7 protein-coding genes and 2 pseudogenes are annotated in these 12914 nt (G+C 39.0%); 7 read left to right on the top strand and 2 right to left on the bottom strand.

All coding sequences use genetic code 11. The features are described 5' to 3' along the window. The first annotated feature begins 8 nt into the window (after positions 1–8). Together rocF and G6069_RS00900 are read left to right on the top strand one after the other, a co-directional pair. Positions 9–977 (top strand): arginase, encoded by a 969-nt coding sequence (gene rocF / locus G6069_RS00905; protein WP_197293090.1) that lies wholly within the window; start codon positions 9–11, stop codon positions 975–977. Between the two features lie 349 nt (positions 978–1326). Further along, positions 1327–3852 (top strand): TonB-dependent receptor family protein, encoded by a 2526-nt coding sequence (locus G6069_RS00900; RefSeq protein ID WP_187232036.1) that lies wholly within the window; start codon positions 1327–1329, stop codon positions 3850–3852. 91 nt (positions 3853–3943) lie between these two features. Here the strand turns inward: G6069_RS00900 and G6069_RS00895 are convergent, their stop codons facing one another. After that, entirely contained in the window at positions 3944–4651 is a 708-nt protein-coding gene (locus G6069_RS00895) for a YgjP family zinc-dependent metalloprotease (protein WP_197293089.1), read from the bottom strand. Next, positions 4651–7614, bottom strand: coding sequence for a type I restriction endonuclease subunit R (locus G6069_RS00890; RefSeq protein WP_197293176.1), 2964 nt, complete (start codon positions 7612–7614; stop codon positions 4651–4653). The genes G6069_RS00895 and G6069_RS00890 overlap by 1 nt, the downstream gene beginning before the upstream one ends. Before the next feature lie 69 nt (positions 7615–7683). Here G6069_RS00890 and G6069_RS00885 point away from each other — a divergent pair, with 69 nt between their 5' ends. From G6069_RS00885 to G6069_RS00865, 5 genes and pseudogenes are all read left to right on the top strand, one after another. After that, the gene (locus tag G6069_RS00885; RefSeq protein WP_197293088.1) at positions 7684–10134 is read left to right on the top strand and encodes a type I restriction-modification system subunit M; all 2451 of its coding nucleotides are present in this window, start codon (positions 7684–7686) and stop codon (positions 10132–10134) included. 7 nt (positions 10135–10141) lie between these two features. Continuing rightward, positions 10142–10417 (top strand): annotated as a pseudogene (locus G6069_RS00880) (restriction endonuclease subunit S); the annotation flags it as partial. Next, positions 10405–10829, top strand: a pseudogene (locus tag G6069_RS00875) (CAAX protease); the annotation flags it as partial. The pseudogenes G6069_RS00880 and G6069_RS00875, both read left to right, overlap by 13 nt. A gap of 166 nt (positions 10830–10995) precedes the next feature. Beyond that, on the top strand, positions 10996–11844 hold the full coding sequence (locus G6069_RS00870) for a biotin synthase (RefSeq protein ID WP_197293087.1): 849 nt from the start codon (positions 10996–10998) through the stop codon (positions 11842–11844). Beyond that, positions 11844–12722: a YihY/virulence factor BrkB family protein gene (locus G6069_RS00865; protein WP_197293086.1), complete on the top strand. Its 879-nt coding sequence runs from the start codon at positions 11844–11846 to the stop codon at positions 12720–12722. Before G6069_RS00870 ends, G6069_RS00865 begins: the two co-directional genes overlap by 1 nt. Positions 12723–12914: the final 192 nt, after the last annotated feature.

The following is a 12914-nucleotide window of genomic DNA, read 5'->3' as shown; positions in this document are numbered from 1 at the left end:
GTTATAAAATGATTTTAGTAGGATTGGAAGCGGAATTAGGAGCGTCAAAAAGAGGCACTGATAAAGGGGTTAGGCGTTTGAGAGAGGTTTTGAGCGAAACGCATGGCGATGTGATTAAAGGCATGCAAACGATCACTCAAGAGCGGTGCGTGCTTTATAAGGAGTTTAGATACGCTAAGAATTTTGAAGATTACTACCTTTTTTGTAAAGAAAATCTGATCCCTTGCATGAAAGAAGTGTTTGAGAAAAAAGAATTCCCTTTGATTTTAAGCTCAGAGCATGCGAACATGTTTGGGATTTTCCAAGCCTTTAGGAGCGTTCATAAAGACAAAAAAATAGGGATTTTGTATTTAGACGCGCATGCGGATATTCATACGGCTTATGACAGTGATACAAAGCACATTCACGGCATGCCTTTAGGCATGGTTTTAAATCGTGTCCATAGCGGGGTTAATCGCATGAGCGAGAGCGAAGAAAAGGCATGGCAAAAGCTCTGCTCTTTGGGGTTAGAAAAGGGAGGGTTAGAAATTGATCCTAAATGTTTGGTGTATTTTGGGGTAAGAAGCACCGAACAGAGCGAAAGAGATGTGATTAAGGAATTGCAAATCCCTTTATTTAGCGTGGGCGCGATAAGAGAAAACATGCAAGAAGTGGTTCAAAAAACCAAAGAATTGTTAAAAGCGGTGGATATTATTTACCTTAGCTTGGATTTAGACATTATGGATGGCAAGCTTTTCACTTCTACCGGCGTGCGTGAAAATAACGGACTGAGTTTTGATGAATTAAAGCAATTACTGGGCTTGCTTTTAGAAAATTTTAAAGACCGATTAGGGGCCGTTGAGGTAACCGAATACAACCCCACGGTGAGCACCAAACACAATAACGAAGAAGAAAGGCAGGTTTTAGAAATCTTGGATCTCATCATTAATCGCTGCAAGATTAAAGACAAGGAGCGATCTTTTGCAAGGAGTTACTGATCGCTTTTCAAACCAAACGATAAAAAGTTGAAAAAAGGGGCAGTGTTTAGATGAAAAGTTAAACCGCTTTGAGCGTCAAAAAATGTCTTGTGCGTTTTGAGAACGCATATAGGCTCGTCGTGTGTCAGAAATGGGGATTTTTCACTAGAGATTGAGTAAAATCAGCAAAATCAAAAAAAAAAGATTTTCATGGGTGGGATTAATAAAAATTTAAGAATTTTATCATAAAATCCTGAATGTTATTAAGTTTTTTTAGTTTTTATTACCTACGACTGCTATTTTCGTTGGTGTGATTTTACTTAAAAAGTTTAAACAACTTTTAAATCTCTCAAAACGCAAGGAGTTGGTGTTGCATAAAAAAGTTCTGTTGGCTTTAACTGCCAGCTTGATTTGCCAAGAGTCTTTGTTCGCTAAGGAAAAAGACTACACTTTGGGCAAGGTTTCTACTGCCGGTAAAAAGGATAGATCCGATTATTCTGGGCAGGTCAATTTGGGTTATAGCGGGATTACCGCACCTAAGAGTTGGCAAGATGAAGAAGTGAAAAAATACACAGGAAGCCGCACGGTGATCTCTAATAAAGCGCTCACCCAACAAGCTAACCAAAGCATTGAAGAAGCTTTACAGAATGTCCCCGGTCTGCAAATTAGGAATGCGACAGGTGTGGGGGCTATGCCTACTATCCAAATCCGTGGCTTTGGAGCGGGGGGTTCAGGGCATAGCGATGCGACGCTCATGTTAGTTAATGGTATTCCTGTTTATATGGCCCCCTACGCCCACATTGAGCTAGACATTTTCCCTGTTACCTTCCAAGCCATTGATCGCATTGATGTGATTAAGGGTGGAGGCAGCGTGCAATATGGGCCTAACACTTATGGGGGTATTGTCAATATCATCACTAAGCCTATCCCTACTCAATGGGAAAACCAAGCGGCTGAAAGGATCACTTATTGGGCTAAGGCTAGAAACGCCGGGTTTGCCGCTCCCCCTGATAAAACCGGCGATCCTTCTTTTATCAAGTCTTTAGGCAACAACCTCCTCTATAACACCTATGTGAGAAGCGGAGGGATGATCAATAAGCATGTGGGTATCCAAGCGCAAGCTAACTGGGTTAGAGGCCAAGGCTTTAGGGACAACAGCCCCTCTAGCATTTCAAACTATTGGCTAGATGGGATCTATGACATCAATGAAAGCAATGGGATTAAAGCCTATTACCAATACTACGATTTTGCTATCGCTCAACCGGGATCACTCAGCGAGCAAGATTACAAAATAAACCGCTTCGCTAATTTGCGCCCCTTAAACCAAAAAGGCGGGCGCTCACAACGCTTTGGGGCTGTGTATGAAAACCGCTTCGGGGATTTAGACAGAGTGGGCGGGACTTTTAGCTTCACCTACTATGGGCAGTTGATGACTAGGGACTTTCAGGTGAGTTCTAGCTACAATAGCGCTAACATGGTTACTTGTTTTAGCGAAGCGGCATGCAGGGCGGCAGGACTTCCGGCAGGGTATAACTTGGCTGTGCCTTATTATGCCACTAACTACAATGGTTGGGCAGAAGTAGAAAACCCTGTGCGTTCCATTAACAACGCTTTTGAGCCTAAAGTGAATCTGATCGTCAATACCGGGAAAGTCAAGCAAACCTTTATCATGGGCTTGCGTTTCATGACCACCACTTTTTTACAGCGCCAATACTTAAACACCAATGAATGCGCCACCAAAACGAGCGGTGAGGGGGCAGGCTTCTTGTGTGAGGGCGCTAACGTGATGAGCGGTTGGAAACCCCACATCAAGCATGGCGTTTATAGAAACTGGAATAACTGGCGTAACAATTACACAGCAGTTTATTTGAGCGATCGCATTGAAGCTTGGGACGGGCGCTTTTTTATTGTGCCTGGTTTGCGCTACGCTTTTGTGCAATACAACAACGAAAATGCGGCTAACTGGGCGCAAATCCCTGAGAAGGATTTAAGAAAAATCAAGCACATGAACAATTGGATGCCCTCAACCAACATTGGATTTATCCCTGTGCAAGGCGATCACAATGTGCTTACCTACTTTAACTACCAACGCTCTTTTGTTCCGCCTCAATTAGATGTTTTGAGCTATGGAGGAGCGGAGTATTTTACCCAACACTTTGACACTGTGGAAGCAGGAGCGCGCTACACCTATAAGGATAAATTTAGCTTCAATGCGGACTATTTTAGGATTTGGGCGCGCGATTTTGCCACCGGGCAGTATTCAGTCTATACGAGTGGCCCCATGAAAGGTAATGTGCGCCCCATTAATGGCTATTCTCAAGGCGTGGAGTTAGAATTGTATTACAGGCCTATTAGAGGGTTGCAATTCCATGCCGCTTTCAACTACATTGACACTCGTGTAACTAGCCATGGCCCTTTAACAGACTTGAACGGAGATGTGCTAAAAGGGACTAGCTATAACAAGCATTTCCCTTTTGTAAGCCCTTTCCAGTTCATTCTTGACGCTCGTTACAATTGGCGTAAAACCACCATTGGTATTTCTAGCTATTTTTACAGCCGCGCTTATAGCGGGATTAGCAACAGCGCAGCAGGAGGCTATTATGGGATGCAATATTATAGTGGGGGGAACAACTATGAAAGCGTTCTTAATAGCGGTTATCAATGCGAAGCTTGGTGTATGACCCAGCATGAAGGGCTCTTGCCTTGGTATTGGGTGTGGAATATCCAAGTGAGCCAAATTTTCTGGGAAAACGGACGACACAGAGTTACAGGAAGTTTGCAAATCAATAACATCTTCAACATGAAGTATTACTTCACTGGGATTGGCTCTAGCCCTGCAGGCTTGCAACCCGCGCCTGGAAGATCAGTTACAGCGTATTTGAACTACACTTTCTAAAGGCTTTTAAAAGGAGGGGGGATTATTGCGCTATGATGAGCCGCTTAAAGTTAGCCGCTTAGCGGTTTCATTGAGGTAATGAAATCTTCATTTAAGAATATTCCAAATAAGCCTCTTTGAGGCTGGCCTTAGCCCTTTGCCAATCAGGCAAATACAAACTCAGCAAATCCCTAAAATATTCGTTATGGTGGTGCACTTTTAAATGCAATAATTCATGCACAACCACATATTCAATGCCCTTTCTAGGTGCTTTAGCCAATTCCAAATTAAAAAGTAGGGTGCGTTTAGCAATGTTGCAACTCCCCCATATCCGTTTCATTTTTTGGATTCTAAAGCTTTGTATGCTTTCGTTTAAAATCTTTTCGTATTGGTTGATGTAGGTTTGTATTTTTTCTCTTAAAACTTGTCTGCAGTAGTTTTCTAACACTTTTAAGCGGTTTTCTAAGCTTGTCTTTTGATGGACATGCAAGATTAAATATTTAGGGCTTTGGAGGACGAAGTGTTTTTTTATAGTGTGTTCAATCTTTAACAAATAGCGTTTCCCAAAAAGATAATGGCTTTCTCTTTCTAGCATTCCTCTTTGGCTTTGTCTGTTTTGGTTTAAAAAATTTTGTTGTTGTTCTTTTATCCAAGGGAGTCTTTTAATCAAAGAAAGCCTGAGGCTCTCATCATTTAAAGCTAGGGGGCAAGACACATGCACAGAGCCATCAGGCGGGCAAACGCTAATGTGTAAATGCTTAATATCCTTTTTTTCTATAGCGATGTTGGTATTATTTAAAGTCAAACAATAAGCGTTCATTAGTGATACTCCTTTATGTGTTTGGCTAAATTAAAAATATTTTCTAACAAAACCTCATCGTTTATGATTTCCTTTAAAGCGATTTTAAGGTTTTTTTCTTTTTGATTATGCCCCACCCAACCATCTTTTTTATTACCCCTTATGCATGCGTCTATTTCTAGGGCTAAGGCTTCATTTTCATTTAAATTATCATAGAGGGTTTTTAAAGCGTTAGTGTTGATCTTTTTAGGGTAATTTTTATTTTCTTTATCAATAACTTTTTTGGCTAGGTCGTGGATTTGTTGCAAGTATTCTAAATAGGTTAATTTCTTTTCCCTAAACTGGTTGATCAAATCGTTTAAAAGCGAAGATAATTTTTCGTAATACTTAGGATCGCTCGCTTCTTTTTCTATAATGCGTTTTTTAGTGTTGTTAGCGATGCTTTCTGCCATAGAGCTTTCATTTTTAAACGCTTGAGATAACGCCTTATTAAAATCATTAACATTCATTTGGGCTAAAACTTCGCACAGCCCTTGATCTTCTATTTGGATTAGCGTCTCGCTATCCGTGGTTTTAATGTAAGCGTCTAAGATCCGGCGCATGTCTTCGCTATAGCTTTTTAAATCCACGCTATCCCCACTACTCAAGCCAACCACCTTTTGTAAATGCCTGTAAAATTCCGCTTCTTGTTTGATTTTTTGCATTTCTTCTTTAGAATAAATGGGCTTTTCTAAATTATTCAATTCCACAAACATTCTTAAAAACGCGCCAACAAGCTGGTAAAACAACCGCCTTTTTTGAGCGTTTTTTTCTAAATCATTCCCACAAAAATAAGCGATATAATCCATTTCATCTTTTGGCTCTTTCACGCTTTCACAAAGCGATTTCAACTGATCTCTAGTTTCTTCTAATCTTTTCTTAATCTTTTGGGATTTGTCAGAGATAAACCCTTGAATGTCTTCTCTTTCATAGTTTTCAAACGCTTTATTAGTATAATCGCTGTGCGCTTTTTGTAAGCTATCAAACAAATCCTTATAGTCTATGATACAGCCAAAATCCTTATCTTCGCTATCTAATCTATTCACCCTACACACCGCTTGAAAAAGCTCATGATCTTGCATTTCCTTATCCATGTATAAATAAGTGAGACTTGGCGCATCAAAACCGGTCAATAGCTTTTTCACCACGATCAACAGCTTCATTCTATTAGGCTCATTAATAAAACGCTCTTTAACTTTTTCTTCAAACTCTTTAATTTGATTAAGGGCTTTTTTCTCATCTTTTTCATTAAAAAAGTTTTGCAGCATTTTGCAATAAGCGCGGTATTTGTAACTCTCTTCGCTCTCATTACTCCCGCAATCTTTCAGATCAGCGATATTGGGTTCATAGCTTGTGATCACAGCCACCTTATCCTTTAATTCTGTTTCTAAAAAGAGTTCAAAATACTGGCATGCGTTATACACGCTTTCAGCCACTAGCATGGCATTCCCTTTTTCACTCCTTAATCGTGGGAGTTTTGCCATATCCAATACAATATCTTGCACAATATTTTTCAATCTGTCTTTAGTGGAAAAAACCTTTTGCAAATTAACCCATTTCTTTTTAAGCTCTGCTTTAGCTATATCGTTCAAGCCTTGGGTTTTTAATTCAAAATATTCGTCCAGCTTTTCAGGGCTACTGACATATTGTTCCACGCTCCTGGCTTCATAATTTAAATCTAGCACCACCCTATCGCTAACGGCTTCATTGAATTTATAGCAATGGATATAATTCCCAAACACTTCCTGGCTTGTCTTTTTATCTTGCTTCAATAAAGGCGTGCCGCTAAAGGCGATAAAAATCGCATTAGGGAGCAGGCTTTTCATGGCTTTATGCAATTTGCCGCTTTGGGTTCTGTGGCATTCATCCACTAAAACAACCCATTCCTTTAAAACAGGTTGTTTTAAGTCGTTGTCATCAAACTTATGCACAAGCGAGCCAACCAAAAATTTCTTATTTTCAAACAGCACGCTCAACAAATCCTTCTTGCTGTCTGCGCGATAAATAGTCTCGCCTATTCCTTCAAACACGCCTTGAATTTGAGCGTCTAATTCCCTCCTGTCCGTAACGATTAAAACCCTTGCTTGTTGGATATTTTTTCTTAGCCATTGAGTAAGCCACACCATGGTAAGGCTCTTACCGCTGCCTTGCGTGTGCCAGATAATCCCCCCTTCTTTTCTTTTGATAAATTCTTGCGTTTTTTTAATTGCAAAATACTGGTGGAACCTGGCGCATTTCTTTTGCCCCTTATCAAAAATCAAAAAATCTTGGATAAATTCTAAAAACCTTTTTTTATCCAAAAAGCATTCAATCGTTTCAAACAAATTTTTTTGAACGCCTTCTTCTTTCCAAGAAAGGTAGTATTTTTCTTCAGTCTCTATGACGCCATATCTTAGCCCTTGACTTTCATTGCCCGCCATAACCAATTGGATCGTTTTAAAAAAATCTCTAATAAACTCTTTCTTTTGGTTGTCTAAATTTTGTCTAATACCGCTTTCCACGCTCACGCTGGATTTTTTCAATTCTAGCACCCCTAAAGCGATCCCATTAACGTAAAGCACGATGTCCGGCTGCTTCATGTTTGGCCCTTTAACGCTCACTTCTTCAGCCACGCTAAATTCATTCTTAGAAACGTCTTTCCAATCAATGAGATAAGTCGTTTGTTTGTTTTCATTCTGGCTTATTTTAGTTTTCACGCCATAAATCAAAAGATCGTAAAATGTTTGATTCGCTTCGTATAAGTCGTTTTTTAAAGCGTTATGGATTTTCTGCTCAATTTTATGCCACCTTTCAGGCTCAATTTTTTGATTTTTAATTAGCCATGCTTTCAGGCTTTCTTTATTGATGTTTTCATTATCGCTCTTTGTTAAATCCCCCAAATACGCATAGCCCATGCTTTTAAAAGTTTCTATGACTTGATTTTGAACTTCTTTTTCTGTTTTCATCATAAACCCCTTAAGAACGCTTTTTACCGCTTTATATTATAATCCTAAAAACAAAATAGGGCGGTTAAAATGGCGATCAAAAAAAGCGAATTGTATAGCTCTTTATGGGCTGGAGCGGACAGCTTAAGGGGCGGAATGGATGCGAGCGAGTATAAAAACTATGTTTTGAACCTGCTTTTTTTAAAATACATCAGCGATAAAGCCAGAAACAATAACTTTAGCGAAATAGAAGTGCCACAAGGGTGTTTTTATGAAGACATTCTCGCTTTAGAGGGCGATAAAGAAATAGGCGACAAGCTCAATAAAATCATCGCCAAGATCGCAGAGCGAAACGATTTAAAAGGCGTGATTGACAGCGTGGATTTTAACGATAACACCAAGCTAGGCGAGGGTAAAGCGATGATCGACACCCTTTCTAATTTGGTTAAAATCTTTGCGGATTTAAGTTTGGGCGCGCATGGGGCTTTAGACGATGATTTACTAGGCGATGCATACGAATATTTAATGCGCCATTTCGCCAGCGAATCCGGTAAATCCAAAGGGCAGTTTTACACCCCTAGCGAAGTTTCGCTTTTGTTATCCCTTTTGCTTGGCATTGATGAAAACACCAGACAGGATAAAAGCATCTATGATCCCGCTTGCGGGAGCGGTTCGTTATTATTAAAAGCTTCTAGCTTGGCCGGCAAAAAGGGTTTAACTATCTATGATCAAGAAAAAGACATTTCCACCACAGCCCTTTGTAAAATGAATATGATCTTACACAATAGTGCTGATGCTGATATTGCTAAGGGGGGTTCTAGCACCCTTTCTAACCCCTTTTTTATTAAAAATGGCATGCTGCAAACCTTTGATTATGTCGTGGCTAACCCTCCCTTTAGCTTGAAAAACTGGACTGACGGGCTGAGCATAGACCCTAAAAGCAAGCAAGTCATTAACGATCGTTTCAATCGTTTTGAAGACGGCACGCCCCCTGAAAAAAACGGCGATTTCGCTTTTTTGCTCCATATCATCAAATCCTTAAACCCCACAGGCAAAGGGGCAGTGATTTTACCCCATGGGGTGCTATTTAGGGGGAATGCTGAGGGTGCAATTAGAAAAAATCTTTTACTAAAAGGCTATATTAAAGGCGTGATAGGCCTAGCCCCTAACCTTTTTTATGGCACTTCCATTCCTGCATGCGTGATCGTTTTAGACAAAGAAAACGCGCATGCAAGAAAGGGCGTTTTTGTGATTGATGCGAGCAAGGATTTTAAAAAAGACGGCAATAAAAACCGCTTAAGGGATCAAGATGTCCAAAAAATGATAGACACTTTTAACGCTTACAAAGAAATCCCCTATTATTCCAAAATGGTGAGCCTAGAAGAAATTAGCGCTAACGACTATAACTTGAATATCCCGCGCTACATTGCCGCCAAGCAAGAATTGGAAAAAGACTTGTTCGCTTTAATCAACAGCCACAAGGCCAGTTATTTGCCCAAAAACGAAATAAAAGCCTACGCCCCTTATTTTCAAGTGTTTAAAGAGCTTAAAAACACGCTGTTTAAAAAGAGCGATAAAGAGGGCTATTACGCTTTAAAAACAGAATGCGAAAACATTAAAGAATTAATCACCCAAAGCTTAGAATACCAAACCTTCCACGCTTCTGTTTTGAGCGCTTTTGACCGATTGGAACTACCCACAACTTTTAATGATTTAGAGCCAGGTTTTAACCCAAAAACCCTCATAGAAAGCGTTTGTCAAAAGGTTTTAAAAGAATTTGAAAAAGTGGGAATTTTAGACAAATACGGCGTGTATCAGCTCTTCAAAGATTACTATAACGAAGTTTTGCAAGACGATTGGTTCCTTCTTTCATTCAATGGCTTTGAAAGTGCTAAAGAATTAAGGAAATTAACCCCCCTAAAAGACAAGAACAAAAAAGCCAACTATTTAGAAGAGCCGGATTTTATCATTCAAAAAACCTATTATAAAAGCGATCTAATCCCTAAAAACCTAATCAAACAACGCTTTTTTGAAAAAGAAACGAAAGAATTAGAAGAATTAGAAAACGCCCTCAATGAAAAAGAGGCTCTTTTAGATGAATTTATAGAAGAGCATTCTAACGAAGAAGGGCTTTTTGATGGATTGAAAATCAATGAAAGCGTTTTGAAAAAAGAGTTAAAAAACGCCACAGACCCAGAAGATAAACAAATCCTAAAAACCGCTTTAGAATGGCTAGAAGCTAAAAACAAGGCGCTAAAAATGAAAAATAAAGCCCATGAGGAGCTGGAATTAAAAGCGTTCCACCAGTATAAAAACCTTGAAATCAATGAAATTAAGGATCTCATCATCCAAGACAAATGGCTTAACAGCTTGAAAAACGCCCTAGAAAACAAGATCCAAAAACGCATCAACGCTTTGACTAGCACCCTTAATGAAATCATTTCAAGCTACTCTAACAGCTTGTTAGAACTAGACAAAGAAGTCAAAGAGAGCGAATCAAAAGTTTTAGAGCATTTGAAAGATTTGGGGTTAATGGGGTGATAAACGCATGGACGCGTTAACAACGCCCTTAAATTGGCAAAGAGTGAGGCTTGGGGATATTGCCGAAATTATTGGCGGAGGCACACCTAGCACTCAAATAACATCATTTTGGAATGGCAGTATTAATTGGTTTACGCCTACAGAAATAGGCATAACAAAATATGTTTATAAAAGTCAGCGAACAATCACGCCATTAGGGTTAAAAAAGTCAAGCACTAAACTTTTACCTATAGGAACAATCTTATTGACAAGTCGTGCTAGCATTGGAGATTGTGCCATTCTTTGATTTTATCTAAAATGTCTTTAGGGGCAGTGATTAAGCTTATTTTTTGTTATAAATTAGAGGGGGTAATATTAGATTTAAAGCGCATCAATTTCAAATCCTATTATCCCAATAATAAAAATGCATTATTTATCAACAATAAAAAAATCCATTATCTAGTGCCTCAAAGGTTCATATTGCTTTAAACTTGCTATGGACGATTAGAAATCGCACGTATCATTGGGAAAACTTACTCAAAACCAAACCAAACAACCGCCCACGCATTACGACTTATTTCACTGGGTTAAAAGACAATGATAGGGCAAAAATGCCTATGAATATAAGTGTAGAACTAAGTAAAATCGTCTTGTTTTTAGATGATTTAATTAAAAGCATTGGGAATAAAGACTTGGAAAATTTAAGTGGTTTGTGAAAAGGTGGGCTTTCGGTTAGCCCATTGAATGTAAGCATATTATAACTCAAAAATCAAAATAAATCAAATTTTTTAATGGAATAAAGCCCTTAAAATCAAAAGCGCTTCTTTTTCTTTGCTATAATCAGTCTCAAAAAACCAACTTTTTTAAAATAAAGGAATGATTATGCAAGAGATTTTTTTATGTTCTATTTCCAATGTGCGCAGTGGGGATTGCAAGGAAGATTGCGCTTATTGCACGCAAAGCTCACACCACCAAGGAGCGATCAAGCGCTATAAATTTAAAGATGAAAAAGTGGTTTTACAAGAGGCTAGAGCGTTAAGGGAATTGGGGGCTTTAGGGTTTTGTCTGGTTACTTCAGGGCGTGAATTAGACGATGAAAAATGCGAATACATCGCTAAATTAGCTAAAGCCATCAACAAAGAAGAATTGGGCCTGCATTTAATCGCATGCTGCGGGCGTGCGGATTTAGATCAACTGGAGTTTTTAAGAGAGGCGGGCATTCATAGTTATAACCATAATTTAGAGACTTCGCAAAATTTCTTCCCTAAAATTTGTTCCACGCACACATGGGAAGAAAGGTTTATCACATGCGAAAACGCTTTAAGGGCGGGGTTAGGCTTGTGCAGTGGGGGGATTTTTGGGCTTAATGAGAGCTGGGAAGACAGGATTGAAATGCTTATGGCGTTAGCTTCGCTCTCCCCGCACACCACGCCGATTAATTTTTTCATTAAAAACCCGGTATTGCCCATTGATGCAGAGACTTTAAGCGCGGATGAAGCCCTAGAATGCGTGCTTTTGGCTAAGGAATTTTTGCCTAACGCTAGGCTTATGGTGGCTGGGGGGCGTGAAGTGGTGTTTAAAGATAACGACAAAAAGGAAGCCAAGCTTTTTGAATACGGCATCAATGCGGTGGTGTTGGGGGATTATTTAACCACCAAAGGCAAAGCCCCTAAAAAAGATATAGAAAAACTGCTCTCTTATGGCTTGACAATGGCGACAAGCTGTCATTAATGAGAGAACTTTTTAAAAGCGTTAGAGGGTTTTTGCGCCTTCTTAGAATGATTTTCCCCAAGCATCTGAAAAACGCCTTTTTGGGCTTGAGCGAATTGTTTTACTACGCTTCCAGCTTGAGTTTTTATACGATTTTGTCTTTATCGCCTATTTTGTTGTTTGTGTTTAGTCTTTTTGTGTCTCATTACTTGCAAGCACACAGCGGTGAAATGGAAGCCTTGATTTTCCCTAACGCTCCTAAACTCATTGGCGCGATTAAGGATTTTTTAGAAAATTTTAAAAAAACAGACATGACTTTAGGCACGCTTGAAGAGGTGTCCATTGTGGTGGCGTTGGTGCTTTTTTGTGAAAATTACCGCTCCATTGCGTCAAAAATTTTTGATGCAAAGCCCAGAGATTACGCGCATTTTAAGGGTAAAGAAATCTTTTTATTTTGGGGTTTTGGCACGACTTTAGTGTTTTTATTCGCTCTGCCTTTGGTGGTGTTTTTTGATATTAAGATTCAAGTGTTTTTTGAAGATAAAGATTCAAATTTGTTGCATATTTTAAGATGGATAGGCACTTACGCGTTTTTTTTGATCCTTTTTACCATTCCCACGAACAAGGTGTTTAAACATTATTTTTGGGTGTTTTTATGGGTGTTTTTTACGAGCGTTTCTTGGCATGTGTTAAAATGGGCTTTCACTTATTATGTGCTGTATAACCGCACTTACCATGAGCTTTATGGGAGCGTTTCTATTTTGTGGTTTTTGATGAGCTGGGTGTATGTGAGCTGGCTTGTGATTTTAATTGGCATGTATGGGTGCAAGGTGTGCGACACATTCGATCCTAAAGAAGTGTTTAAGAAATTTTTAGGCTTTTTTAAAAAAGAAACTTGATGAAAAAAGTTTTCTTTTAGATCGGCTCTAAAAATCCAAAACACAAACCCCATAACAACCCCAACTAAAAAAGTTAAAAACAAAAGCAATAAAAAACAACACCAGCGGAAGAATAAAGAATAAAGAATAAAGAATAAAGAATAAAGAATAAAGAATAAAGAATAAAGAATAAAGAATAAAGAATAAAGAATA

The sequence above is a fragment of the Helicobacter pylori genome (assembly GCF_017594925.1).
Classification (GTDB): Bacteria; Campylobacterota; Campylobacteria; order Campylobacterales; family Helicobacteraceae; genus Helicobacter; species Helicobacter pylori_DP.
Note: the sequence above shows the minus strand (reverse complement) of the source record. Positions and strands in the feature narration are given on the sequence as shown.

Bases quoted from the DNA above. Each gene is read 5' to 3' on its own strand.
- rocF (WP_197293090.1), top strand. From the start codon at position 9: ATGATTTTAGTAGGATTGGAAGCGGAATTAGGAGCGTCAAAAAGAGGC.
- G6069_RS00895 (WP_197293089.1), bottom strand. From the start codon at position 4,651: ATGAACGCTTATTGTTTGACTTTAAATAATACCAACATCGCTATAGAA.
- G6069_RS00890 (WP_197293176.1), bottom strand. From the start codon at position 7,614: ATGAAAACAGAAAAAGAAGTTCAAAATCAAGTCATAGAAACTTTTAAA.
- G6069_RS00885 (WP_197293088.1), top strand. From the start codon at position 7,684: ATGGCGATCAAAAAAAGCGAATTGTATAGCTCTTTATGGGCTGGAGCG.
- G6069_RS00870 (WP_197293087.1), top strand. From the start codon at position 10,996: ATGCAAGAGATTTTTTTATGTTCTATTTCCAATGTGCGCAGTGGGGAT.
- G6069_RS00865 (WP_197293086.1), top strand. From the start codon at position 11,844: ATGAGAGAACTTTTTAAAAGCGTTAGAGGGTTTTTGCGCCTTCTTAGA.